Source organism: Myxococcus stipitatus DSM 14675 (assembly GCF_000331735.1).
Classification (GTDB): Bacteria; Myxococcota; Myxococcia; order Myxococcales; family Myxococcaceae; genus Myxococcus; species Myxococcus stipitatus.
The window spans coordinates 6,150,462-6,174,194 of the sequence record NC_020126.1; the positions used below are offsets into that span (position 1 = coordinate 6,150,462).

General features: G+C 68.7%; 21 protein-coding genes. 2 read left to right on the forward strand and 19 right to left on the reverse strand.

Annotated elements, in window-relative coordinates; all coding sequences use genetic code 11:
• Positions 1 to 543 precede the first annotated feature (543 nt).
• Positions 544 to 1,200, forward strand: coding sequence for a hypothetical protein (locus MYSTI_RS23745; RefSeq protein WP_015350334.1), 657 nt, complete (start codon positions 544 to 546; stop codon positions 1,198 to 1,200).
• Positions 1,201 to 1,234: 34 nt separating this feature from the next.
• Here the strand turns inward: MYSTI_RS23745 and MYSTI_RS23750 are convergent, their stop codons facing one another.
• The 3 genes from MYSTI_RS23750 to MYSTI_RS23760 form a co-directional block, all read right to left on the reverse strand.
• Positions 1,235 to 2,077 (reverse strand): PEP/pyruvate-binding domain-containing protein, encoded by an 843-nt coding sequence (locus MYSTI_RS23750; protein ID WP_169558657.1) that lies wholly within the window; start codon positions 2,075 to 2,077, stop codon positions 1,235 to 1,237.
• Between the two features lie 33 nt (positions 2,078 to 2,110).
• Positions 2,111 to 2,728 carry a hypothetical protein gene (locus tag MYSTI_RS23755; protein ID WP_015350336.1) on the reverse strand — a complete coding sequence of 206 codons (618 nt, stop codon included), beginning with the start codon at positions 2,726 to 2,728 and terminating at the stop codon, positions 2,111 to 2,113.
• A 120-nt stretch (positions 2,729 to 2,848) separates the two neighbouring features.
• Positions 2,849 to 4,561, reverse strand: coding sequence for an FAD-dependent oxidoreductase (locus tag MYSTI_RS23760; protein WP_015350337.1), 1,713 nt, complete (start codon positions 4,559 to 4,561; stop codon positions 2,849 to 2,851).
• 116 nt (positions 4,562 to 4,677) lie between these two features.
• Between MYSTI_RS23760 and MYSTI_RS23765 the strand changes: the two genes are divergently transcribed.
• On the forward strand, positions 4,678 to 6,057 hold the full coding sequence (locus MYSTI_RS23765) for a cytochrome P450 (protein ID WP_015350338.1): 1,380 nt from the start codon (positions 4,678 to 4,680) through the stop codon (positions 6,055 to 6,057).
• A gap of 10 nt (positions 6,058 to 6,067) precedes the next feature.
• Here the strand turns inward: MYSTI_RS23765 and MYSTI_RS23770 are convergent, their stop codons facing one another.
• From MYSTI_RS23770 to MYSTI_RS23840, 16 genes are all read right to left on the reverse strand, one after another.
• Complete coding sequence (locus MYSTI_RS23770) at positions 6,068 to 7,318, reverse strand: NAD(P)/FAD-dependent oxidoreductase (protein ID WP_015350339.1); 1,251 nt, start codon at positions 7,316 to 7,318, stop codon at positions 6,068 to 6,070.
• The gene (locus MYSTI_RS23775; RefSeq protein WP_015350340.1) at positions 7,315 to 8,670 is read right to left on the reverse strand and encodes a cytochrome P450; all 1,356 of its coding nucleotides are present in this window, start codon (positions 8,668 to 8,670) and stop codon (positions 7,315 to 7,317) included. The genes MYSTI_RS23770 and MYSTI_RS23775 overlap by 4 nt, the downstream gene beginning before the upstream one ends.
• Positions 8,671 to 8,681: 11 nt before the next feature.
• Positions 8,682 to 9,596 (reverse strand): cupin domain-containing protein, encoded by a 915-nt coding sequence (locus tag MYSTI_RS23780; protein WP_015350341.1) that lies wholly within the window; start codon positions 9,594 to 9,596, stop codon positions 8,682 to 8,684.
• 66 nt (positions 9,597 to 9,662) lie between these two features.
• Positions 9,663 to 9,866 carry a hypothetical protein gene (locus MYSTI_RS43245; protein ID WP_015350342.1) on the reverse strand — a complete coding sequence of 68 codons (204 nt, stop codon included), beginning with the start codon at positions 9,864 to 9,866 and terminating at the stop codon, positions 9,663 to 9,665.
• Between the two features lie 23 nt (positions 9,867 to 9,889).
• On the reverse strand, positions 9,890 to 11,263 hold the full coding sequence (gene hemW / locus MYSTI_RS23785; RefSeq protein WP_015350343.1) for a radical SAM family heme chaperone HemW: 1,374 nt from the start codon (positions 11,261 to 11,263) through the stop codon (positions 9,890 to 9,892).
• Entirely contained in the window at positions 11,260 to 11,688 is a 429-nt protein-coding gene (locus tag MYSTI_RS23790) for a hypothetical protein (RefSeq protein ID WP_015350344.1), read from the reverse strand. Before MYSTI_RS23790 ends, hemW (MYSTI_RS23785) begins: the two co-directional genes overlap by 4 nt.
• Positions 11,685 to 13,082: a radical SAM family heme chaperone HemW gene (gene hemW, locus MYSTI_RS23795; protein WP_015350345.1), complete on the reverse strand. Its 1,398-nt coding sequence runs from the start codon at positions 13,080 to 13,082 to the stop codon at positions 11,685 to 11,687. The genes MYSTI_RS23790 and hemW (MYSTI_RS23795) overlap by 4 nt, the downstream gene beginning before the upstream one ends.
• Positions 13,072 to 14,010 (reverse strand): class I SAM-dependent DNA methyltransferase, encoded by a 939-nt coding sequence (locus MYSTI_RS40940; protein ID WP_052351052.1) that lies wholly within the window; start codon positions 14,008 to 14,010, stop codon positions 13,072 to 13,074. The genes hemW (MYSTI_RS23795) and MYSTI_RS40940 overlap by 11 nt, the downstream gene beginning before the upstream one ends.
• 5 nt (positions 14,011 to 14,015) lie before the next feature.
• Positions 14,016 to 15,185: an amidohydrolase family protein gene (locus MYSTI_RS23805; protein WP_015350347.1), complete on the reverse strand. Its 1,170-nt coding sequence runs from the start codon at positions 15,183 to 15,185 to the stop codon at positions 14,016 to 14,018.
• Positions 15,182 to 16,612: a 4-hydroxyphenylacetate 3-hydroxylase family protein gene (locus MYSTI_RS23810; RefSeq protein WP_015350348.1), complete on the reverse strand. Its 1,431-nt coding sequence runs from the start codon at positions 16,610 to 16,612 to the stop codon at positions 15,182 to 15,184. Before MYSTI_RS23810 ends, MYSTI_RS23805 begins: the two co-directional genes overlap by 4 nt.
• Before the next feature lie 15 nt (positions 16,613 to 16,627).
• On the reverse strand, positions 16,628 to 18,289 hold the full coding sequence (locus tag MYSTI_RS23815; protein ID WP_015350349.1) for a PEP-utilizing enzyme: 1,662 nt from the start codon (positions 18,287 to 18,289) through the stop codon (positions 16,628 to 16,630).
• Positions 18,280 to 18,831, reverse strand: a complete 552-nt coding sequence (locus MYSTI_RS23820) for a protein-tyrosine phosphatase family protein (RefSeq protein ID WP_015350350.1) — start codon at positions 18,829 to 18,831, stop codon at positions 18,280 to 18,282. The genes MYSTI_RS23815 and MYSTI_RS23820 overlap by 10 nt, the downstream gene beginning before the upstream one ends.
• Before the next feature lie 169 nt (positions 18,832 to 19,000).
• The gene (locus MYSTI_RS23825) at positions 19,001 to 20,236 is read right to left on the reverse strand and encodes a cytochrome P450 (RefSeq protein ID WP_015350351.1); all 1,236 of its coding nucleotides are present in this window, start codon (positions 20,234 to 20,236) and stop codon (positions 19,001 to 19,003) included.
• A 33-nt stretch (positions 20,237 to 20,269) separates the two neighbouring features.
• Complete coding sequence (locus tag MYSTI_RS23830; protein ID WP_015350352.1) at positions 20,270 to 20,719, reverse strand: hypothetical protein; 450 nt, start codon at positions 20,717 to 20,719, stop codon at positions 20,270 to 20,272.
• A 48-nt stretch (positions 20,720 to 20,767) separates the two neighbouring features.
• Positions 20,768 to 22,345 carry a phytoene desaturase family protein gene (locus tag MYSTI_RS23835; protein WP_015350353.1) on the reverse strand — a complete coding sequence of 526 codons (1,578 nt, stop codon included), beginning with the start codon at positions 22,343 to 22,345 and terminating at the stop codon, positions 20,768 to 20,770.
• 13 nt (positions 22,346 to 22,358) lie between these two features.
• A complete protein-coding gene (locus MYSTI_RS23840; protein WP_015350354.1) occupies positions 22,359 to 23,702 on the reverse strand; it encodes a radical SAM/SPASM domain-containing protein in 1,344 nt (447 codons plus the stop codon).
• Between the last annotated feature and the right edge of the window lie 31 nt (positions 23,703 to 23,733).

Genomic DNA, 23,733 nt, shown 5'->3' on the forward strand with positions numbered 1-23,733 from the left:
CTGCCCCCAACTCGCGATGAAACCTCACGCGATGACCTCCGCCCCGGCTGTGTTCACCGAGCGGAGCCAAGCCTGTCATTCCCCAATGGCCAGAATTCAGCTCTGTCCAAAGTAGGCGACAATATCCAGTCAGATCAATCTTTTATTTTTCTCACAATCGCACAGAGCTGATGCGGATTGCGCTACAGCAACACATCACGTGTCCCGAAGCGAGGCGGTTGAAGCGGCCCTCGAGTCGATGCTGATATTTTGCGACAAATCTCGCGAGACCTCGTCGCGCCAAGGACAACACCCTGTCCTTCGTGTTCCACGGATGGGACCTCCTGTTGCAAGAACGCAACAGATTGTCTCGCGGGAGGGAACCCATGGCGGGGCCTCCCCTGCCCTCCGCGCGGGCGCGGGCGGGATCACCGACTATTGATAGATGAACAACATCGCGGCGCGCGGCGCGGAGCCCCTGGATTCACACCGCCTCCCCTGGGAAAGACTGCCATCGCAACACGTCGTCCCACGAAGTCCATTCGAAGGACACGGGAGGTCCCCATGTGTGCTCGGTTGATCGTGGTGGCGTTGCTCTCCACCGCCCTGCTGTCGGGTTGCGACAGCTCGGAGAACACTCCGGCGCCGCCGGGACTGGAGGCCCTGGAGGAATCCACCGCGCCAGAGCCCACCGCCCAGGCCGGAGACCCCTACCCGGAGATGCTCTCCACCGTCCATGGCACGGGCCAGGGTGACTCCGTGTTCGGCCACGGCCGGGGCTTCGTCCATGCCCCCATCCTCGCCGTCTTCGAGGCGATGAAGAACCCGGACACCCTGGTCGACCGTCGGCAGATCGACGAGTGGCGTGTCACCTGGAACGTCGAGCCCGGCTACGATGTGAGCTTCCGCACGCACAACACCGTGAGGAACTTCATCACCATCGAGTTCGAGATGACGTTCCGCGTGGGTGTCGTCGAAGGAACCGCCGAGGCCCCCCTCCGCATCATCGAGGTGGCGAGGAAGACCTCCGGCAGTTCCTATGTCGAGCTCGCCCAGCACTCCATCGTGGTGACGAAGGTGAACGACTCCACCACGAAGCTGGAGGTCGTGGTGCAGGGCAAGGGCGCCACCGTGGGCCCCAGCGACATGGCTGTGAGCGCGCGCGACCTGTTCAACAGCATCGTCGCCCGCGTGCACGGACGGCCGCTGCCGGACGTCTGACCTGACGCGTGCCCCTGGCGGCGAGCCCCCGCTCTCAGCGAGCAGGGCTCCCCGCCGCGGGGCCGGGCAGCGCGCTGATGGGCCGGGCCTGGAGCAATCTCAGGCGGCAGCCCGTCAGCGCCCACTCGATGTCCTGCGGCTGGCCGAACTGCCGCTCCACCTGGCGGGCCAGCAGCGCCAGCGCGCGGGCCTGCTCCACCGTCAGGCTCTGCTCGACGTTCGCGAGGCAGCGCACCTCGTCGCCGCGCACCGTCCACTCATCCGGCGAGCACTCCCCGGACACCAGTCGCTCCGCGAGGCCCCGCACGGCGTTGATGAGGACCTCGTCCCGGGCCCCCGTCACCGGGTTCGCGGTGAACACCACGCCCGCCGCGTCCGGAGACAGCATCCGCTGGATGAACACCCCCATGCGCGGAGACACCTCGCGGCCCCGCCGCTTCGCGTACAGGCGCACCCGCTCGCCGACCGACGACGCCCAGCACCGCCGCACCGCCGCTTCCAGCGCGTCCGGGCCCCTCACGTCGAGCACCGTCTCGAACTGGCCCGCGAACGAGGCCGCCGCGCCGTCCTCCTCCACCCCGGAGGAGCGCACCGCCACCGGACCGCCCCCCAGCTCCACCAGCGCCTCCCGGAGCCGCACGGACACCTCAGAGGGCAGCGGCGCCTCCTGGAGCGCCCGCGCGTCACTGCGCGCATCCAGGCCGTGGTGTTCCAGGAAGTGATCCAGGACGTCCACCGTGAGCGCGAAGCCCTCCGGCACGTCGAAGCCCCCTCGCGCGAGCTCCCCCAGCCGCGCGGCCTTCGCGCCCACGCGCTTCACGTCCTCCAGGCAGATGCTCCGCAGCCACCGCACCCACGCGTCTCGTGGCTCACGCATGCCCGGCTCCACGCGGAGGGCCCTCATCGTTCCTCAGCGGGCGGAGGCCACGGAGAGGCTGCGCGCGAGGACCGAGTCCTCCGCCTCCGGACTGCAGACGACACGCTTCGTCCCCAGGCTGCTGCGACTGGTGATGGCGATGCGCTCGATGCGCACCGGCAGCTCCGCGCCGGGCGGGGCCTCGTTGCGCACCTGCCAGCGCACGCGCGGCGGCGTGTAGCGCATCCCCGCCAGGATCCGGGTCCCCTTCGTCGCGAGGACATAGGTGAGCTGGTTGAGCTGGGCATCGATGAAGGCCGTGGTCTCCCCCACGTTGAGCCCTCCCTCCAGCGTCAGCGAGCCCGGGACGAGGCGGGCCGTGGGCGGGAAGCCGAGCGTCAGCTCGATGTCGTGGATGTCGTAGACCTTGATGGGCCCCCGGCTCTTCGGGACGACCCCCTCCCCGTTCTGGAAGGTCAGCGTGTACGAGAGCCCCCGGGCCACGGTCCTCGGCGCGCCCACCACCACCGAGAGCCGCTCGCTGCCCGCGAGGAAGCCACAGTCCAGGACCAGCTCGACCTTGTGACTCACCTCGCTCGCCGCGTCCTCCGCGCGAGCAACACCTGTCACGCAGACGAGCACCCGCATCACCCCGCTGACCCAGCCGCGCATGCCCCTGCCTCCTTCGCGAGAGACAGCCTCGCGCCAAGGTAGGGGACCTTCGGGGGCCCATCCAGGGGCCCACGTGCAGGCGTCCTGGGCTGGACAACGACCTGCCTTCCGGACGCACCTTCAGGCGCCGCCAGCCAGGGCCCGGTTCGCGGCCACATAGCCAAAGGTCATCGCGGGCCCCAGCGTGGCGCCGGCCCCCGGATAGCTGTTGCCATACACGGGCGAGGAGCAGTTCCCGATGGCATACAGGCCCGGGATGACGTCCTGGTCCGGCCGCAGCACGCGGGCATGGGCATCCACGCGCAGACCGCCCCGACTGCCGATGTCCCCCGGATACACCTCCACCGCGTAGAACGGCGGCTCCATCAGCGTCCCCAGACAGGGATTGCGCCCATAGGACGCATCCGACCAGCAGGCATCGTAAAGGCTGTCACCGCGGTGGAAGTCCGGGTCCTTCCCCTCGCGGGCGTAGCGGTTCATCTTCTCGGCCGTCTCGCGCAGGCCGTCCGCGCGGATGCCCACCTGCGCCGCCAGGTCATCCAGCGAGCTCCCCCGGACGAGGAAGCGCTGCTCGAACAAGTGCTTGGGCACCTTCGCGTCCGGCACCCCGGGCATGATGGGCCCCAGGCTGAACCTGCGCCGGAAGGCCGCGTCGACCACCAGGTAGAGCGGGACACTCGGCCGGCCTTCCCGGTCCGGCGTCGCGTACATCGCCCTCACGATGTCGCTGTACGGCGCGGACTCGTTGACCACCCGCACGCCGTCCCGGTTCACCAGGATGCCGCCCGGCACGGAGCGCTCCGTGACGAACATGTACGCCACGCCCGCACGGCGGCCAGGGATGGGATTGGTGGGCCCCCACCATGCGTCCTCCATGAAGTCCGTCGCCGCGCCCAGGTCCATGCCCGCGGAGATGACATCCCCCGTGTTCTCGGGGTTGCCCGTGCTCCACTCCGTCTTCGTCGGCGCGGGCAGGTACTTCTCGCGCATGGCCGCGTTCCGCTCGAAGCCACCCGCCGCGAGGATGACGCCCTGGCGCGCGAGGATGCGGCACGTCTGGCCCCCTCGGCTCGCGACCACCCCCATCACCCGGCCCTGCTCGACGACGAAGTCCTTGAAGCCGGTGTTGAGCCACAAGGGCACCCCCTGCTTCGCCAGCGTCCCGCGAAGCCGCGCCACCAGCGCCGCGCCCAGGCAGACGCGCCGGTCCCTCCGACCTCGCAGCCGGCCCTTCACGTCCAGCCAGTAGCGGGCCATGGTCCGCATCATCAAGCCCACCCAGCCCGGACGCCGGTGCATGGCGTGGCGCGACTCCGGGAACGAGAGGGAGATTTCATCGAGGAAGAGCATCTGCGGATGGCTCTCCCGCATGTCGTAGAAGTCCGCCCCCAGCTCCGAGCCATGGAATGGCAGCGCCTCCAGCGAGCGGCCGCTGCTCTTCCCGCCCGGCACCTCCGGGTAGTAGTCCGGATACGCGGGGATGATGCCCATGGCGACGTCCGAGTGGTCCTGGAGGAAGTCGACCATGGCGCGGCCCTCGGAGACACACGCCCCCAGCCGCTCCTCGGCGATGCGTCCTTTGGTGAGCGCGCGCAGGTAGCGCAGGGCCTCCGCGTCGGAGTCCTCGATGCCCGCGGGCTTCATGAAGCGGTTGTTCGGTATCCAGACACATCCGCCGGACATGGCGGAGGAGCCTCCGTAGCGCGCACTCTTCTCGATGAGCAGCACCTTCGCGCCCTGATGCGCGGCGCGCGCCGCGGCGGTCATGGCTCCAGCCCCCGAGCCTACGACGAGGACATCCACCTCCGGGGTTCCATCCGCGCGTGTGTCCATGGACTCATCTCCATCCGGTTCCCAACGAAGTGAGTGAGACGCGATACGCTGACAGTCTTCTACAGTGATAGCTCTCGCACTCCAGGGCCCCTCTCCCGCCAGTCCCAGGTGTGTCCATGACCCGACATGAGCTGCCTCCTGGCCTCTCCGCCTCCGCGGCGGCCCAGGGCTTCCGCTTCTTCCAGAACCCCCTCTCGTTCCTCGACCAATGCGTGGAGCAGTTCGGCGACCTCTTCACGATTCAGTTCCCGGGGAGCCGCAAGCAGGTGTGTCTGTCGAATCCGGAGGACCTGAAGGAGATGTACACCGGGAGCCCGGACCTGCTTCACGCGGGTGAGGCCGCCGGCAGCGTCTTCTCTCCCCTGACAGGCTGGAACTGCACGCTCACACTGGACGGCGAAGCCCACGCGCGGCGCCGGGAGCTGGTCCAGGCGCCGTTCCGAGGCGGCCAGGTGGAGCGACATGCGGGGGCGATGTATGCCATTGCCACCGCGGCCATCGAGCGCTGGCCTCGCACCGGGCGCTTCCCGCTCCAGCCCCAGATGCAGGACATCGCGCTGCGCATCATCTTCCGCACCGTGCTGGGCCTGGACGACACCGCGCCCGGTCATGCCCGCTTCCTCGAGCTCATCTCCCAGGTGGCCCGCCTGGGCATGGGCTCGAAGATGTTGCTGATTCCCGCGCTGCGGTGGGACCTGGGCCCCTTGAGCCCCTGGGGCCGCATCGTCCGCATCGTCCGCGACACGGACGCGCTGCTCTTCGCGGAGATTGCCCGGAGGAGGACCGACCCGAAGCTCGCCACCTCCGAGGACGTGCTGTCCCTCCTCATCCGAGGCGAGGGACAGGACGGGCTGCGGCTGACGGACCAGGAGATCCGCGACGAGACGGTCGCCCTGCTCATCGCGGGCCTGGAGACGACGGCCGTCGCGCTGACGTGGGTGGCCGAGCGCCTCATGGCCCTGCCGGAGGTCCGTGAGCGGCTGCGCGCGGAGCTGGAGCCCCTCCACACGAACGGGGAGCTCGACGTGACGCGGCTCTCCGCGCTCCCCTACCTCGACGCCGTCCTCAAGGAGAGCCTCCGCAACCGCTCCCTGTCGCCCATCTGCGGCGGGCGCGTGCTGAAGGCCCCCATGCGGCTGCGCGAGTACGAGCTCCCCGCGGACACCGTGTTGATCAACTCCCCCTATCTCCTCCACCGACGGAGGGAGCTGTACTCGGAGCCGGATGCCTTCCGCCCGGAGCGCTTCCTGGGCAGCCCTCCCTCCGCGCACAAGTGGACGACGTTCGGCGGAGGAAACCGCCGCTGCCTGGGGCAGAAGTTCGCGCTGCTGGAGCTCAAGGTCGTCACCAGCGCCATGGTCCTCCAGACGGGGCTGGAGCTGGCGACGCCGCGCGTGGTGCCCAAGGCGGACGGCATCCACCTGGTGCCCGCGGCGGGGCTGCCCGTCCGCCGCGGCACCTGCCCCTTCGCGAAGAAGGCCGCCGCGGCGAGCTGAGCGCGGGACGTCAGCGGATGGCCCACTCCCCGGGCTGGTAGCGCACCAGCCCGTGGTTGATGATCATCCGCACCAGCCGCTTGCCGTACCAGTGGGTCGTCCGCGCGCCCAGCACGGCGCCCGCCACGTTGCGCTCCATGTGCCGGTTGAAGGGCCCGAGCATCTCGTTGTTCCGCGCGAAGTCCTCGCCCTGCATGATCATGGCGAACAGCCGCCCGTCGTAGAACGAGTCCACCAATTCCTGCCACGTGGCGATGTTCTCCCGGTAGGTCGCCTCCCAGCGCGTGAGCGCGCTCGAGACGTCGTCCGCAGTGAGCGCCTGGGCCAGCCCCGAGGCGCCCTGGAGCGACAGCAGCACGCCCGAGGACAGCGTCGGGTCGACGAACCCGGCGGCATCTCCCACGAGAATCCAGTTCGGCCCTCGGAAGCGCTCATAGCGCCATTGGTAGTTGTTGTAGACGCGGACGCTCGTGAGCCGCCGTCCTTCGCGGAGGGCGGCGGCCATGATGGGGTCGTCGCGCAGGGCGTTCTCGAGCCGCTCCTCGGGCGTGCTGCCATAGGCGGTGAGGTGCGCGGTGTCCTGCACCACGCCCACGCTCATCCGGTCCGGCAGGGGGATGCGCCAGGCCCAGCCCGTCTTCATCGCGGTGATGACCGCGCAGCCCGAGAGCGAGACGCCCAGGTCCACGTTCTCGTAGTGGGCGAAGTGACACGTGTCGTTGCGCTTGCCCGCGACCCCGGGCAGCTCCATCGCCCGGCCGAACATGCGCGCCCGTCCGGTGGCGTCAATCACGAGGTCCGGCTGCCCCTTGAGTCCACAGGCCTCCAGCGTCTCGGCATCGAGCTCCACCCGCCCCCCCTCCACCCGCAGGCGCGCGGCATGCTGCACCACCCGCACGCCCACCTCCTGGGCCCGGGTCCGCAACAACTGGTCGAACTGGGGCCGGGGGACGTTGTACGCATAGGACGCGGACAGGCCCGTCAGCCGCTGGAGGTTGAGCAGCAGCACGCGGCCGGTCCGCATGACGAAGGCCACCCCCTGCTTGAGCGTGGAGCACGCCTTCACCTGCTCCTCGATGCCCAGGTCCTGGAGGATGGTCGTGGCGGGAGGGAGCAGCGACTCGCCCACGAGCAGGTCCAGCTTCAACGGCCGGTCCACGATGAGCACGTCCCGGCCCGCCCGCGCCAGGTAGATGGCCAGCGTGCTGCCAGCAACGCCGCCACCGACGATGACGACCTGACCGATTCGCACCTTGTTCATGCCGTCTCCCTGTGACGAGTCTCCTGGGCGCTCCGCCGCCGGAACGAGACCCGCAGATGGTCCTTCGGAAAGAGCGAGGGCAGATACACGGGGTCCAGGCTCTGCTTGGGCTGCAGGCTCCACTCGTAGTCCCGCAGGAGGAGCGCGAGGACGACCTTCGCCTGGAGCCTCGCGAAGCCCATGCCCAGACAGCTGCGCGGACCGGCGCCGAAGCCCACCAGCCCCAGCTCGTGCCGCGCGCACCGGGCGGCCTCCGGGGTGAAACGTCCAGGCGTGAAGCGCTCCGGCTCCGGGAACGTGGCGGGGTCTCCGTGCGTCCCGTTGATGGAGTAGAAGACCCGGCAGCCCTCGGGCACGTGGAAGCCGTTGAACTCGAAGGACTTCACCACCTGCCGGAAGCTGCCCGAGAACGGCGGATGGAGCCGCTCGGTCTCCAGCAGCACCTGCTCCAGGAACGGCAGCCGCTCCACGCGCTCCATCGTGAGCGGTCCCTCCCCCAGCGACTGCGCCTCCTCTCGAGCGCTGTCGAGCAGGTCGGGGTGCCGGGACAGCTCCAGGCACGCCCAGGTCGTCAGCGAGCTGGTGCTCTCATGTCCGGCGAAGAGCAGGAAGAAGGCCTGCTCGGCGAGCGCGTCCGCCGACGGCCCTTCGCCCTGCTCCTTGCGTGACTCCAGCAGCCTCGCCAGCGCGTCGGAGCCGGTGCTCTTCTCGCGCTCCTGGATGATGCGGGTGACCTCCTTCAGCATCTCGGAGCGGGCCGCGAAGGCCCGCCCGAAGGGGGTGAAGGGCACCCGCAGGGGCACCACCGGGTGGAGCCCCTGCATGCCCGCGGTGTACGTCGCGAACAGCTTCCCCAGGCGCCCGGTGTCGGCGCCCTCCGGGGTGCCGAAGAGCAGCTGGCTGGCGGTGTCGAACGTGAGGCCCTTGAGGCCGTCGTAGAGCGACAGGCGGCCCTGCTGGACCCAGCGCTCCAGGTGGCGCCGCGCCGTCGCCTCCATCACCGGCGTGTAGCTGGCCAGCGCGGAGCCAGCGAGCGCCGGTGCCAGGAGGCGACGGGTCCGCGTCTGGATGTCGCCGTCCTTCATCATCAGGGCCCCGCTCATCAACATCCCCAGCCCGCGGGGCCAGCCGGGCCCGGAGACGAAGTGATGGCGATGCGATGAGAGGACGAACCGGAGCGCCTGCGGCCCGACCATCACGGCCGTGGACGCTCCGAGGATGTGGCCCATGAAGACCGGACCGAACCGGGCCTGTCGCTTCAACACGAACCGCTGGGGGTTCCGTCCGAACTCCACGGAGTCCCCCACCCACGGCACACCCGAGGCATGAGGAGGAAGCGGAGGCTGGTGCATGGTCTGCCTTTTCAGGGCGTGGAGAAGACGTACTCGAAGAACACCTGGTCCCCGGTGACGAACTTCCCGGGCTGGGCCTCCCAGTAGGAGGTCTGCGGCTGCCACTCCCGCGCGGGCTCCGGACGAATCTCCGCCATGAAGGGCTCTCCGCCCGGGTTGACGAGCTGGAAGGGCTGCTTGGGTGGCACGGACTCGAACTTGCCGCGCTCCAGGGGAAGGCGCTTGGAGCCCATGACGAGCTCGCCGCTGCCCACCAGCGCGCTGATGATGTTCTCCCCGTCCGAGTAGTAGCAGGGAATGGTGCTCTGCTTCGGGTCCACCATCACGACGGAGAAGGTGCCGGCCACGGACGAGCGGATGTTGTAGTAGGGCCGGTCCGAGGCGTCATCGATGGTCGGCTTGATGGAGAACCACAGCTGGTCTCCCACCAGCATCTGCTGCGCGTATTCGTAGACGAAGGTGTCCGGGTTCCAGGCCGAGTGGATGGCCTTGAAGTCCCAGGGCTGGCTCCCCGAGTTCAAGAAGCCGAACGGCTTGCCCGCGTGGATGAGGAGCTTGTTCCCGGTGGAGACCTTCGCCGTGGTGCCGGCGACGTTGATCTCCGCCGCGCCCTTCGTGACGGTGGTTTCGAACTGACCGCGCTTCATCAACTGGGTGAACTGCAATGCTCCCGGGAGGACGGAGCCTTCGACGTGGTTGGCGCCCGTCGGGTCCACCGCCTCGATGCGCATCAGGATCCTGCTGCGCGCGAAGGCCCCCTTGAGCCGGACCCGGGAGGACTTGCCGGACTTCGTGACGTGCTTGCCCAGACCATCCAGGTACTCGGGCTTCCCGGAGACATCCTTCAGGAAGTCGAGCACGGAGATGGAGCCGCTCTCCACATCATCCAACAACTTGTTCAGCTTGGAACTGGCGGGATTTGCCATGGTGATTCCCCCGCGAGCGCGGTGAAGCGCCCGCTCCTGTGTTTGTGTGGCGCCGAGGCCTCGACGTCAATTGCTGGCATTGTCGGGCATGAGCCCGGCGGGCGCCGAGAAGGCGTCACATACCCCCGTGGAGCTGACCTGATGACCGAAACAATTCCCGTCATCGCGTTCGTGGGGTTGATCGAAGAAGAAACAATCCGAGCACTTCCGCGCTGGATCCTCCGACACGGGGCGGTAGTTCACCCGAACAGGGGCCTTGATCTTTTCCATGCCATACCTCCTTGCTGCGACTGCTACTTATTGATGCCGATCAGGCTTTGACCGGCACCCTTCTGCAGGTCCACCCCCGCGGGGTGTGGCTTCATCCGGTTCCTCTCCGTGCAGAAAGACTTTCCAACGTTGGCCAGGTACAGCCGGCCCTTGCGAGTCAGGGACACGTGGTCCGGCCGGTCCTCCACCAGCCCCCAACCCTGGAGCTTGTCCACCGTCTCGCCGAACACCGATTGGATGGACTGGCCGAAGCGCTGCTCGAAGGGGGCCTTGGGGATGTCCAGCCCGTTGGTGCCCAGCACCATGTAGCGGGCCATCTGCTCCTCCTCGGTGAGGTGCACCCCGAAGTCGATGGGCAGCTTCCCTTCACGCAAGAGGTCGAAGTAGCGCTCCAGCGGGTTGACGTTGCCGTAGACGAACTCGTCGCGCCCGTTGCGCACGAAGGAGAAGGCGCCGGGGCCGATGCCCACGTACTCCTTCTGGGGCGCGTGCCAGTTGATGACGTGGTGCTCGCACCGCCTCCCGGGCGGGGCGAAGTCGTAGAGCGTGTACAGCTCGAAGTTCGACTGGGCGAGCCGGTCGATGACGAGCCGGAACATCTCCAGGTCCGTCTGCTCGTCCGGCAGCGGGAGCAGCTTGCCCCGGTGTTGCACGCGGGCCAGCGGCGAGCCGGGCTCCACGAAGAGGCTGTACGCGCTGATGTGGCTGACGCCCGAGCGCAGCGCCGTGTCCAGGTCCTTCTCCACCTCCTCCAGCGTCTGCCCTGGCAGGCGGTACATCAGGTCGATGGCGACGTTGTCGAAGCCCGCGTCCGCGACCATGTCGATGGTCTTCCGCGCGGTCGCCGCGTTGTGGCCGCGCCCCAGCATCTTCAGGTAGTGGTCGTCGAAGGACTGGACGCCGAAGCTGATGCGGTTGACGCCCACGTCGCGCAGGATCTTCAGCTTCTCGGGGGTCAGCGTCTCCGGGCTGCCCTCCACCGTCAGCTCCGTGTCGTCGCTGAAGCGCAGCAGCTTGCGGCACGTCTCGATGATGTCGGCCAGCCGCTCTCCGGACAGGGCCGTCGGGGTGCCCCCGCCGAAGAAGGCCGCGCTGATGTGCGCGTTGGACCAGTAGGAGCGAGAGGCCAGGAGCTCGATCTCACGCTTCACCGCGATGACGAACTCCGACATCATCTTCTCGACGGACGCGAACTTGTTGAACGGGCAGAACGGACAGATGACGGCGCAGAACGGGATGTGGATGTAGAGCGACGTCTCGTGCTTGGGCTCCGGCCCCGCCTGGGGCCAGACGGTGTTGACGTCCAGCGGGCCGTAGGTGAGCGGGTACCAGACCACCGCTTGAGGGTCGTGGTCGGGGTACTCGCGCCAGAACTCGTAGCCAGGGCTGTCACTCATGAGCGTCGCTCCTGTTCCGGGGGGAGCTCGGTCCCCACCACTCGCGAGAACGTCACCATCACGTACGGCAGCAGGTTGGCGCAGCGCATGAGCGCCTCGGTGTCGCCCCGGATTTCGTAGGCTTCGTCCGCCGCGGCCTCCATCAGGCTGAGCGTGCGCAAGAGCGTCCCGGTGAACACGGCGAAGGTCGTCTCCGCCTGCACATGGAACTCCTCGGCGATGCCCAGGTGCGGCACCACCTTGTCTCCCAGGTACTCCTCCCAGTAGCTCAGCTCCGGCCGGTCCTTGAGCAGGAGCTGGAAGCGAATCCTCCCGATGGACGCGAGGATGGGCCGGCAGAGCGGCTCCTGGGAGACCTGTCCGAAGACCGTCGACAGGATGCGGGCCCAGTGCTCCGGGGTGATGGTGGCGAGCGTGTTGCTCATGTCCCGGTCTCCGTCCGCTGCTGGCCGCCCACGGACACGAGGCTCAGGCCCTTGCCCGCGAGCAGCTCCACGCCGATGGCCTGCGGCTTGCCCCGGTTGGCGGGCGTGTAGAAGGCCTTGAGCACGTTGGACGCGAAGTGCCGGCCGCGCTCCGTCATGAAGACCTGCTCACCGTCCTCGTCGAGCAGGCCCCACTCCTTGAGCTGCTCGATGGGCGGACCGAACACGTCCGTCATCTCCTGGCCGAAGCGGCGGCGGAAGCCCGCCTTGCTCACCGACAGACAGCGCAAGCCCATGACCATGTAGCGCGAGCGCCGCTCGTCCGGGGTCAGCCGGTTGGCGAGCCGCACCGGCAGCCGGCCCTCCTTCAGCACGTCCAGGTACTCCTGCAGCGAGTGGATGGTGCAGTAGATGAAGGACTCGTCTCCCTCCGTGTAGCTGAACGCGCCGGGGCCCATGCCCGCGTAGCTGCGCTGCGGCGCCTGCCAGTTCATCAGGTGGTGCTCCGAGCGCCGCCCCATCCGCCGCGCGAAGTCGTTGATGGTGTAGTGGACGAAGCCCGCGGCCCCCAGCACCTGCTGCGTGGCCTGGTACATCGCCACCTCCTCGGACTCGGGGGGATAGGCGGCGACGTGGCCCATCAGCGTCTCGTTGTAGAGGCGCGTGCCCGGGTCCAGGAACAAGCAGTAGGTGCTGATGTGGTCCACCCCCAGCTCCAGCGCCTTGCGCAGGTCCGCCTCCCACAGCGGCACCGTCTGTCCCGGCACGCGGTAGATGAGGTCGATGGCGATGTTGTCGAAGCCCGCCTGCCGCGCCAGCTCGATGGCCTTCACCGCGCCGTCCACGCCGTGCGTGCGCCCGAGAATCTTGAGGAACTCCGGCCGGAAGGACTGCACGCCGAAGCTGATGCGGTTGATGCCGCTGGCGCGAAGCTGCCGGAGCTTCTCCAGGTCGACGGTGTCGGGGTTGGCCTCCATGGTGACTTCGGAGCCGCGCTCGGGGGGCAGGCGCTCCAGCGTGTGCTCGATGAGGCGCAGCAGGTCCGGCGTCTCCATGGCCGTGGGCGTGCCGCCGCCGAAGTACCCGCCGCTCGTCTTCGTGCCCCGCTTGTGGCGCTGCGCGGCGACCAGGTCTATCTCCCGGAAGACGCCGTCCATGAACGCCTTGGCCCGGTCATCGCGCATCCGGTACTTGTTGAACGGACAGTAGGGACAGACGTCCTTGCAGAAGGGGATGTGGAGGTAGAAGGCCGCGGCCTCGGGACCTCTCCCCAGGGCCTCCAGGATGGTCTCCCCATCCACGGCCTGCATCGTGGGCGGATACCAGCGGACGTATTCGACGTCGCGCTTGGGGTAGTCACTCCAGTAGCGGTACAGCGGGAAGCTACTTTCCATGGGGCGCGCTCCCATGCCGGGCTGCGATGAACAGGTCCAGGTCCTTCACGTCCAACACCGTCGAGGACTGGGTCGTCCCAGGCTCGAGTCCCGCTCCTCTCAACAGCTCCACCACCTCGTCGAACGTGTAGTCGCGCAGGTGGTGCTCCACGTGCACGGAGCGGTACATCGGCGCGTTCGGGTCCGAGTTGGCCTCCTTGTTGATGACGTTGAAGACGAAGATGCCGTCCTCGGCGAGGTGCCGGCGGGCGACGCCCAGCGTGGCCCGCGCGTCCTCGTCGGAGGTCATGGTGCTCATCGCGTAGAGGCACACCACCAGGTCGAACGTGCCGCCCAGGTCCAGCGTCTTCAGGTCCGTGTTCGTGAAGGTGATGTCCAGTCCCTGCGCCCGCGACTGCTCCGCGGCCTTGTCCAGCTTCCAGCCCTGCTGGTCCACGCCGTGGCAGACATGGCCGTCGCGAGCGAACTCCTGCAGGTGCTTGCCGGTGCCACACGCGAGGTCCAGCACGCGCAGCGGCCCCGTCCGCTTCTTCATCGCGTAGATGCGCGAGACTTCTTCCCGATGGCCCGCGAGCCGCGCGTGCACGCGGTCCCATTCGGAGTCATAGGAGTCCTCCAGCTTCTTCGGAGCAGCGGGAGGCGGCGCGGCGACCTGCTTGTCCGGGGGGAGGAAGGCATTGCCGTCCAGGCCATGGGCGGCCAGGTTCTTCATCACCCTGGGACGGAAGGCCGGAGGCGCCACGCGCAGACAGGCCCGCGCGACGTCCTCCCGCTCGATCTGGTTGACGCCGCGCTCTCGTGCGGTGCGCTCCGCCTCCCGCTCGATGGCGGCCGAGGCCGAGTCCTTGAATGCCTCCGGAGGCCCCTTCCCCATCAGGTCCTGGAACAGCGCCCGTGCCTGGGATTCCCACTGGATTTCCATGGCCATGTGCCTCACACCCACCTGTAGAAGCGTGCCGCGTTTCCACCGAGGATTCGTTCCTGGTCCTCCAGCGCCAGCGTCGAGACCTCCCTGCGCACCGCCTCGCCGGCGCCAGGGAAGAGCGAGTCGTGATGGGGATAGTCGGAGGCCCACGCGAGCTGGCTTGCGCCCAGCTCGTTGCCCAGCGCGCCCCGCAGCGGCTCGTTGGCGTGGAACGCGGCCAGGCATTGCCGCTGGAAGTACTCGCTGGGCCGCAGCGTGAGCCAGGGCACGCTGCGCCTCATCATCGGGGAGTCGTAGCGGGCGTCCATCTCTGCCAGCCACCCCCTCACCCACTCGCCTCCCGCCTCGACGAAGACGAGCCGCAGCTTCGGGAAGCGCTCCAGCACGCCCCCCGCGATGAAGCTCGCGAGCGCGAGCTGCTGCTCGATGCGGTGCGAGACCAGGTGGTGCAGGAAGAGGCTCCCGCCAAACCGCTTCGCGCCCGCCACCACGTCCACCAGCGGCCCTCGGCCCTCCGCGTCCGGCAGCGACGAGATGGTGTGGACCTGGATGGGGACATCCAGCTCCTGCGCGAGGCTCCAGAACGGGTCCAGCGCGGGGTCATGCAGCGCGCGCTCACCCACCGGCAGCGGGACGACCAGGAAGCCCGCGAGGCCCAGCGTCTCGATGGCCCAGCGCGCGTCCTTCACGGCCAGGTTCACGTCGTGAAGGTTGACGGGGTACACGGGCCGCAGCCGCTTCGGCGCGGCGCTCGCGAACTCGGTCACCCAGCGTCCGTAGGCGCGGCAGAGCGCGGAGCCGGCGATGCCGTTGGGAATGGTGGCGTTGCCCAGGGCGAGCGTGGGCGTGAGCAGCGCCACGTCGATGCCCTCCGCGTCCATCGTCGACAGGTAGCCCTTCGGGTCGAAGCCCTCGCGCAGCGGGTGGTTCGGCCAGAAGCGGTTGTCGTCGAACATCCGGTTCGCGTAGGGGTCGTCCCACATGGCCCCGGAGAAGGCCATCACCCGCTCGCCGATGGCGATGCGCGACGAGCCGTCCGGGAGGTCCACCTTGCGGTAGACGTGCGAGCGGAAATGCGGCTCGGCGTAGTCCTGGAAGATGCGCCACGTCTCCTGGACGTGCCGGTCCATGTCGACCGTCAGCGAGGACCGAGCCTTGTCAGCAACGGTGTTGCTCATCGCCCCTGCTCCTCTCCCGGCTCGATTCCCGCGAGCCTCCGGGCCATCTGCTCGAACGTGGACACGTCGTAGCTCTGCGCGAACTGGAGCCGGTTGCGCGCCAGGTCCCGGCCGTTGAACAGCTCGAACATCATCTGCCGCGTGGCGAAGGCGCCCCCCGCCAGGTCCCAGGCCAGCCGGAACAAGCGCACCCGGTCCGCGGGCGCCGTGGGGCCTCCGGAGAGGTAGTGCTCCAGGTCCGCTTGCAGCTCGCCGCTGTCGAGCTCCGCGTGGGTGGGCGCCATGAGGACGCCCTGTCCGCACAGCGAGAGCAGCGTCTGCTGGAGGCGCGGGTGGTGCTCCACCGCGTGCATGTGCGCGACCATCAGCGTGCGCGGGTTGGGCATGGCGACGCCCTCGCGCGTGAGGACGGGGTCTGCCTCCGCGGCGCGGATGAAGGCGCGCAGCGTCTCCACGTGCCGGAGGATGTCCGCCAGGTCCTCCTTCACCCGCTCGAACTGCGAGGTCCCCAGCTGCTGGGCCACCAGCGAGCTGACTCCCGCGAAGAGCTCCGCCTTGACGGCCATGCGGATGAGGATGTGGTGGTAGGCGAAGACGTTCACCTGCCGCCACGCCGCCTGGAGCACGTCGACGTTCTCCGCGAGGAAGACGCGCGACAGGGGGATGCGCACGTCGTCGAAGACGGCCCAGGCGTCCATCTCGTCGAAGCGGGAGCTGAGGGGGAAGTCCGCGGGCGCGCCCTCCGAGAAGGGCTGACGGCAGATGAAGCGCAGGCCAGGGGTGGCCACGGGCACGGAGAAGAAGAGCGCCTGCTGCGGCGCCAGCCCCGCGCGCGGAGGCGTGAGCACCAGGTACTCGTTGGCGAACGGCCCCAGCGTCGCCATGGACTTGATGCCTCGGACCACGAGGTGCTCCGAGTCCCGGCTCACCACCTGGAGGTGGTTGAGCGCCGCGCTGGGCTTGGAGCGGTCTATCTGCCGGTCCGCGAAGCTGTGCGTGAGCAGCAGGTCCGCGTCGCGGCAGGTGTTGAAGTAGCGCTCGACGTTGCCCGCCCACTCCGGAGCGCCGCGCGCGAGCTGCCCCCGCGCGGAGTACAGCCCCAGGGCGATGAGCGGGACGTAGTCGGGCAGCCGGCCCATGGTGCCGCCCTGTTGGCGCGCCAGGTGCTCGATCATCCGGCGCCGGCGCTCCAGGTCCGCGCTGCTCTTCGGCACCATCCAGGCCAGGCTGACGCGCTTGCCCGACGGGCCCTCCATCGTCAGCAGGTCCTGGAGCTCGGGCCGCGCCTGCGCGTCGTAGAGGTTCGCGAGCGTGCGCGCACAGCCCGCGAGCGCCGGGTGCGCCGCCACGTCGCGCACCCGGGTGCCGGAGAGGAACACCTGCCGGCCATCATCGAGGCTCTGGAGGTACTGAGGACCCGTTCTCATCGGTGCCGCTCCTCGCTATTCCAGGTGGACCCGACCCGCGGTGCCGTCGACGGTCACCATCTGGCCATCGCGAATCACGCGGGTGGCCTGCTGGGTGCCGACGACGGCGGGGATTCCGTACTCGCGCGCGACAATGGAGCTGTGCGAGGAGATGGCGCCCACGTCGGTGACGACCGCCGACGCGCGCGCGAACAGCGGCGTCCAGGTGGGCGTGGTGGCCACCGCGACCAGGACCTCACCCTCCTCCAGCCGGTCGAACTCCGCGGGCGAGGACAGCACCCGCGCGAGCGCACGCACCCGGCCGGGGCTCGCGGCGGTGCCTTGGAGGACGGACGCCGTGGACTCCGTCTCCGCGCACAGTTGGCGGAGGTTGACGGGCCAGCGCATCGCCGACTCCCAGGCGGACGCCTCCGCCGGGATGCGCACGGGCGGGGTGAGCTGTCGCCGGGCCTCGCGCCGCGCCTTCCGCTCCGCGACCTCCCGCACCAGCTTCTGCCCGAGCCGGTGGAGGGCATGCACGTGCAGCTCCCCGGTGGTGAGGTAGAAGACGTCCTCCGCCGCGGCGAGCGTGCCCTTCTCGGCGAGGCGGCGCCCCAACTCCAGGAGCAGCGCGCGGAAGACGGGCCACCCCATCTGCAGGTAGAACACCGCGTCCTCGCGCGCCACGGCGTAGCGCTGCCCGCGCTTCAGCAGCGAGTCGAACAGCAGGCGCCGGGGTCCTCGCAGCAGCCCTCGGAGCTTCTCCGTCGCGGCCTCGCGCTCCTGTTGCAGCCGCTCGACGGTCCGCGCGGGCTCGGCGGCCTGCGGTGAGCAGTAGCAGCGCAGCGCGATGGCGAGCGGCCCGGGGTTCTCCGCCAGCGTGGGCGTGACGAAGTCGAGCACCGAGGTCTCATGCCCATACAGCTCGAGGTGCTGGAGGACGCGCTGGCGGAAGTCCGTCGCCACCCCCACCGCCTGCGGCTCCCGGAGGAGCCGTGGCAGCGCGCCCTCCTCCAGCCAGCCCTCGAGGCCCGGTGTGGAGGACACCTCCTGCGCCAGGAGGAACACGCTCTGCTGCGCCTCCAGGGAGCGCGTCCAGAAGCCGCGATAGAGGATGAGCTGATCCTCCCCGAGCACGTCGCGAAGCTCGCGGCCCCCCACGCCTCGCAGGAACTGCATCAGCGGCGCCGCGCCGCCCGAGGCCAGGCTCAGGACGTACCAGACCTCCGCCACGTCCAGCGAGAGCTGGTCCAGCGCGTGAAGCAGCTCGACCGAGGAGCCCGCCGACTCCACCCGCCGTCCATAGCCCTCCACCCGGTCGATGTACGCGCGAATCCCCTGCTGCTCCCACCGGTCGACCCACCCGCCCCGCAGCTCGGAGAAGAGGAAGCGCGGAGGCAGGAGGAACACGCTCAGCGGGTCGGGGTCGGCGCGCGCGAAGAAGTAGCCATTCGCGACCATGTACGACGGGCGTTGCATGTGCCACGCCCGAGGCATCCGGAAGCCGAACCGCCCGCTGCCGGAGTGCTCGCGCCCCTTCGTCAGGGCGGGGAGCAGCAGCGTCTCGAAGAGCGGCGACAGGGGCTCGCGCAGCCACTCCCCCAGCCGCCACGTCCGCAGCCAGTGCGCCCCCGGGACGGGACTCTCCCAGACCGCCTCGGACGGGACGACGGTCTGGATTTCAGCGCTCAGTCGCATCGCGAGACCGCCTCCGTTCCGCGTCCTTCCACCAGGCGCGGCAGAAGGTGTTCGACGGCCTCCAGGGCGCCCCGCCGCAAGAGCGCGGCCGGTGAGGCGCGGCGGATGACCTCCACCGCGCCCTCTTCCGTCCAGCCCTCCGCGCGCAGCAGCGCATAGACGAAGAGCGGCGAGCGGTTCTTCCCCGCCATGCAGTGGACGTAGACGCGGTGCTCACTCCTCTCGAGGGCCTGCCGGTAGAAGCGGAGGGCCTCGCCCAGCGCCTCCGCCGGAAAGGGCTCCAGCGAGTCAGGCACCGCGAGCCAGCGAAGGACCAGGCCCGTGTCCTTCAGCAGCGCCGTGTCGTCGAACTCCTCCTGGAGGTTGATGACGTGGGTGATGCGCGCGGCCTCCAGCACCCCCACGTTCGCGGCGGTGCCAATCATCCCGCCCATCGCGAGCCGGGCGGTGAGCCATTGGAACTCGACGGCGAAGCCTCCCGGAAGGCGCGTCCCATCCAGCAGGAGGACCTCCGCCTCTTCGCGCCCGGGCGCCTGCATCATCACATCTCCTTTGGGAAGCGACGGAGGCGCGCAGCGAAGGCAGGACTCTCACCTGTATGGCATTAAACCAGCTTTCGCGAATACAGCGAGCCGGATTCAAGACCATGCGCTCCGGGCCTCCCCGGAGCATTGACTATTCATCACACGCGATTTCGACGTGCGGGCCAGACTATGAAAGCAATACAGGCACGACGGGCACGGACCTGGGCACGGCAACGAGCATATGGTGTTTCACCCAGTCCGCCTCACTGCCCCGCAGCGTCGCCTTGGGGAAGCGCTTGAAGAACTCCCTCAGCGCAATCACAGCCTCGATTTCCGCCATCCGCTCCCCCACGCACCGGTGCGGGCCAGCGCCGAACGCGAGCAACTCGTGGGAGCGCTTTCGCATGACATCGAAGACGTCTGGGTTTTCGAATGTCTCAGGATCTCTGAAGGCGGACTGAAACAAGAGCAACGCAATCTGCCCCTGCTTCATCACGTTTCCGTGAAGCGAGATGTCTTCCTTCAGGTAGCGTGGCAGGAATTTGGTGAAGCTCCGGTAACGGAGAATCTCCCGGATGGCATCCGGGTAGCGGTCCGGCTCCCGCTGGAGGTGGGCCAGTTGCCCCGAGTGCTCCAGCAGCAGCAACACGCCCATGGTGATGAGGCTCCCGTTGGCCTCGGTGCCGGCCAGCAGGAAGGAGAACACCAGGGAGAGCACCTCCTCGTCGGACAGCCGGTCTCCTTCCCGATTGGGCTGGAGCAGGTCGCCCAGGATGGAGTCCTCCGCCCCTGCCTCCTTCCCTCGGCGGATGACGTTCTCCACGAGCGCCCGGAAGCCTCGCAGCGCGCCCTCGTTCCGGGTGATGGCCTCCGGCGCGAGCGAGGGCTCCAGGAAGCCCAGCGCGAGGTTCGTCCCCGTGACGAGGAACTCCTCCTCCTCCGGCGTGAAGCCCGCACCGAACAGGCGCCCCATGACCTTGATGCGGATGGGCGCGGAGAAGTCGGCCAGCAGGTCTATCTCCTTGCGTCCGGAGAAGCCGTCCAGCACCTCGTGGACGACCTGCTCCGTCACCCGCGCGATGCGGCCACAGCCCGCGGACTGGAACGGGGTGTTGGCGAAGCGCCGCATCCGCGCGTGCTGGGCGCCGTGACAGAGCAGCAGCGTGGCGTCGAGCGCCCACTGCACATGCTCCGTCGGCTGCGCGGACGTCTTCAGCTCGGGGTAGCCCGCCCAGGCCTTCTGGTCCGGCGTCGCGCGCTCGTCCGTGAGGAGCATCTTCACGTCGGCGTAGCGGGAGATGAGCCAGGCCCCCAGCTCCCGGGACCAGAACACCGGCGCCTGCTCCCGGAGTTGTTGATAGATGGGAAAGGGATTCGCGAGGAACGAAGGGCTGAAGATGCTGATTTCAGGCGTCTGCGACATGTCTCGCCTCTCTCTCTGCGTCGAGGAACTCCCCTACCCCAGCCCGCCGCCCAGCACCGGCCGCCTCCATGCGTGGAGCCGGGCTCCGACGAGGGTGCCCAGCAACAGCTCCAATCCAGACCAGACCAGCGTGGGGAGGTAGAGCGAGAGCGGGAAGACCCCCAGCGCCCAGGACCAACCGAAGCCCAGCCCATAGGCGAACAGCCAGGAGACCAGCGCCGTCCGGAGCACGGCCTCCCGGTCCGTGTCACAGGCCCGCCGGAGATTCACATACAGCCACATGGTGGCGATGCCGAGGAGGAAGGTCATCACCGTGAGCGAGGCGATGGACGCGCCGCCAGGCGGGGGCCGCCCCAAGGACTGCATCACCGTGCCCCACTCCCCATGGAGCAGGACTCCGTTGAGGAGGAACTCCCCCGTGTTCACGACGAGGCCCACGGCCCCACCGCACACGAGGACCCGCGCTGACAGGTTCCCGTCCAAGGCTCGCCTCCCCACGGAAGTGTTCCGCGCCCGGCCCCCCGCGGCGTGTCAGCCGCGGATGGCCCTGGCGAAGTCGACGCCGAGCGACTCCATCAACGGCTGAACGGCCGCGCGCCCACCGCCCGTCACGCCGCCCCCCGGGTGACAGCTGGGGCCACACATCCACAGCCCATCCACGGGCGTGCGGTAGCCCCACCCCGGCAGATAGCGATTGCCGAGCTGCTGGCTCAGGTACATCCCGATGTGGTTGTAGTCCCCTGAAATCATCGCCGGGTTGCGCCGCGACAGGTCCAGCGGCGTCTCCACCAGGCGGCCGATGATGTTGTCGGCGCCCATGTTGGTGGTCCGCTGCTGCAGCGTGGCGAGGATGCCGTTGGCCACCTCCTGCCGCACCTCGTCCCAGCGCGCGGCGCCGCCTCCGGCGAGTTCGAACGGGGCATAGTGGAACAGGTGGAGGGTGTGCTTGCCCTCCGGCGCCCGAGACGGGTCCAGCCGCGTCTGGCAGCCGACGGTCGGCATGTCCATGCGGACGCGGCCATACCGCAGCTCATCGAAGCCCCGGAGGAAGGTCTCCAGCGGCAGCGGCGCGAACTCGACGAAGAGCGCGTCGCTCACCTCGTCGCCGGCCTTGTACCGGGGCGCCTCGCGCAGCGCGTAGCCCTGGCTCACCGCGCCGTACTCGGAGCGCTTGAGCTGGCGAAGCTGGCCCACGAAGTCCGCCGGGAGCAGCGACGGGTCCACCAGCTCCGCCAACTGCCGCGCGTGGAGGTTGGAGACCACCGCCTTCGTCGCGTGGATCTCCTCGCCGCCGCGCAGCCGCACGCCGGACGCACGGCCTCCCGAGGTGAGGACCTGCTCCACGGTCCGCTCCGTGAGGACGGTGCCGCCATGGTGCGCCAGGCAGCGCTCCATCGCCTCGCTGAGCGCGCCCGAGCCGCCCATGGGGATGGCGCCGCCATACTTGTGCGTCAGCGGGATGAAGAGGAACAGGACGATGCCCGAGCCCAGCGTGCCCGGGGCGATGCCCGACTGGGCGGAGAACTTGGTCAGCGCGACCTTCACCGCGTCGCTCTCGAACCACTCGTCGCAGAGGTCCAGCGCGCTCATCATCAGCGAGCGCAGGAGCGCACGGCCCGGGGGACTCTGGTCCAGCGCGGCGACGAAGGCCCCGAAGGGCGGCGGCGGGTTGAACATGCCTTGCGTCAGCATGTCCAACATCTGCTCGCCCCAGCCGTGGAAGCGCCGGTAGGCGTCCGCGTCCTTCTGGGAGAACTTCGCGATGGACTGACAGGTCCGCTCCACGTCCCGGTAGATGTTGAGGTGCGAGTCATCCGGGAAGAGCACGCCGAACTGGTTCTCCGACGTGAGGTAGCGCAGGCCGAACTTCGACTTCAGCCCGAGCTCGTCCTCCAGCAGCAGCGGGTTGGCCTGGATGAAGCCATGCCAGATGGAGCAGATATCCGCCTTGAAGCCGGGCACCACGGAGCGTGAGGAGATGACTCCTCCGCCGACGTACGGGAGGGACTCCAGGACACAGACATCCACCCCGGCGCGCGCGAGATAACACGCCACGGTGAGGCCGTTGTGCCCGCCTCCGACAATCACCACCTCGTGCTTGCGGCTCATGGCGTCCCCCGCCCTATTCCTTGTGCCAGCAATACGGGACGGAGGCGAAGAAGTCCCCGGTCTCGCATTCCGAGTGGACGCCGCAGCCACCGCCACAGAGCTGGCGATTGCCGCACGAGGTGCACTTGCCGCTCGTCTTCTTGCGGTCGCGGATGTCCTTGAACACCTGCGTCTCCATGATGTCCTCGAAGCGCTGCGTGAGGAGGCTGCCCAGCTTGAGCTGCGTGGGGTAGTAGCAGGGGAAGAGGTCGCCGTTGACGTCCACGCCGGAGATGGTGCGGCAGGACTGGCAGCCCACGCCCCACTCGATGGCCGTCCGCTCCGCGTCGGTGCGAGGCTGCTCCATGAAGGGCGTCCAGTCCCAGATGTCGAAGATGGGCAGCGTGGAGCCCAGGCCCTTGCGCACCGCCTCGATGGCGTGGCGGTACTTGAAGTCGTAGAAGCGCCGGTACTCCTCCGGGCTCAGGCCGACCTCCTTCCAGTACTGCGCCGCCGTGCCGGTCTTGATGACCGCGCGCATGTAGGGCGCCGCGCCCCAGCTCTCGATGAGCGCCTTCATCGACTCCATCTCGTCGATGTTCTGCTTCATCACGACGAAGTTGACGATGACGAACATCCCGTGCTTCTGCGCGTTGTCGATGGCGCGCTTCGCCAGGTCTCCCGCCCGCCTGGCGCCGCGAATCTTCGCCGCCTTCTGGGGGTCCGCGCTGTCCAGGCTGACGAAGACGTGGCTCATGCCGTTGTCGGCGCAGAACCTCGCGTACTCTTCATCGAAGAGCAGCCCGTTGGTGGCCAGGGCATGGAAGTAGTTGTTCTTCCCCGCGTGGGCGATGAGCTCCTTGAGGTCCTTGCGCACGGTGGGCTCACCACCGAAGTAGATGTAGACACCGCGCCGGTTCTGCTTGCGCAGCGCGCCCTCCAGGTTGTCCTGGATGTTGATCCAGTCCTTGATGGGCAGGTCGTCCCGCTTGAACAGGTCGACCGCGCAGTGCTTGCACTGCTCATTGCAGCGGTCCGTCACGTACAGCGTGATGTGGTAGTTGCCGGGGAGGAACGCCTCGCCGAACTCCGCCCAGGACTTCTTGTACTGGTTGCGGATTTCATTGAGGTCGACGAAGCGGGCGGCGTCCAGGCCCAGGCCCTTGACCATCTTGACGCACTCGTCCTTGAACTGCTTGGGCGTGATTTCGAAGAGGGCCGCGACGAGGTCCGCCTCGCTCACCCAGCTCTCGTTCCGGTGGCGGCTCTGCGCCTCCGCCGCCTCACGGAGCTTGGGCTTGACGATGGGCCGGAACACCATCGGAACCTGCGCGACAATCTTCGAGTACAGCGTCTCGATATTTGGCGACCATTCCATGCCGGTGCTCCTCTCGACTGCCCCGTGGCAT

Coding starts and splice junctions, on each gene's coding strand:
- MYSTI_RS40940 (WP_052351052.1), bottom strand. CDS start 14,010: ATGGCCATGGAAATCCAGTGGGAATCCCAGGCACGGGCGCTGTTCCAG.
- MYSTI_RS23790 (WP_015350344.1), bottom strand. CDS start 11,688: ATGAGCAACACGCTCGCCACCATCACCCCGGAGCACTGGGCCCGCATC.
- MYSTI_RS23770 (WP_015350339.1), bottom strand. CDS start 7,318: ATGAACAAGGTGCGAATCGGTCAGGTCGTCATCGTCGGTGGCGGCGTT.
- MYSTI_RS23750 (WP_169558657.1), bottom strand. CDS start 2,077: ATGCGTGAGCCACGAGACGCGTGGGTGCGGTGGCTGCGGAGCATCTGC.
- MYSTI_RS23760 (WP_015350337.1), bottom strand. CDS start 4,561: ATGGACACACGCGCGGATGGAACCCCGGAGGTGGATGTCCTCGTCGTA.
- MYSTI_RS23835 (WP_015350353.1), bottom strand. CDS start 22,345: ATGAGCCGCAAGCACGAGGTGGTGATTGTCGGAGGCGGGCACAACGGC.
- MYSTI_RS23765 (WP_015350338.1), top strand. CDS start 4,678: ATGACCCGACATGAGCTGCCTCCTGGCCTCTCCGCCTCCGCGGCGGCC.
- MYSTI_RS23805 (WP_015350347.1), bottom strand. CDS start 15,185: ATGAGCAACACCGTTGCTGACAAGGCTCGGTCCTCGCTGACGGTCGAC.
- MYSTI_RS23825 (WP_015350351.1), bottom strand. CDS start 20,236: ATGTCGCAGACGCCTGAAATCAGCATCTTCAGCCCTTCGTTCCTCGCG.
- MYSTI_RS43245 (WP_015350342.1), bottom strand. CDS start 9,866: ATGGAAAAGATCAAGGCCCCTGTTCGGGTGAACTACCGCCCCGTGTCG.
- MYSTI_RS23775 (WP_015350340.1), bottom strand. CDS start 8,670: ATGCACCAGCCTCCGCTTCCTCCTCATGCCTCGGGTGTGCCGTGGGTG.
- MYSTI_RS23815 (WP_015350349.1), bottom strand. CDS start 18,289: ATGCGACTGAGCGCTGAAATCCAGACCGTCGTCCCGTCCGAGGCGGTC.
- MYSTI_RS23780 (WP_015350341.1), bottom strand. CDS start 9,596: ATGGCAAATCCCGCCAGTTCCAAGCTGAACAAGTTGTTGGATGATGTG.
- MYSTI_RS23745 (WP_015350334.1), top strand. CDS start 544: ATGTGTGCTCGGTTGATCGTGGTGGCGTTGCTCTCCACCGCCCTGCTG.
- hemW (WP_015350345.1), bottom strand. CDS start 13,082: ATGGAAAGTAGCTTCCCGCTGTACCGCTACTGGAGTGACTACCCCAAG.
- hemW (WP_015350343.1), bottom strand. CDS start 11,263: ATGAGTGACAGCCCTGGCTACGAGTTCTGGCGCGAGTACCCCGACCAC.
- MYSTI_RS23820 (WP_015350350.1), bottom strand. CDS start 18,831: ATGATGCAGGCGCCCGGGCGCGAAGAGGCGGAGGTCCTCCTGCTGGAT.
- MYSTI_RS23840 (WP_015350354.1), bottom strand. CDS start 23,702: ATGGAATGGTCGCCAAATATCGAGACGCTGTACTCGAAGATTGTCGCG.
- MYSTI_RS23810 (WP_015350348.1), bottom strand. CDS start 16,612: ATGAGAACGGGTCCTCAGTACCTCCAGAGCCTCGATGATGGCCGGCAG.
- MYSTI_RS23755 (WP_015350336.1), bottom strand. CDS start 2,728: ATGCGCGGCTGGGTCAGCGGGGTGATGCGGGTGCTCGTCTGCGTGACA.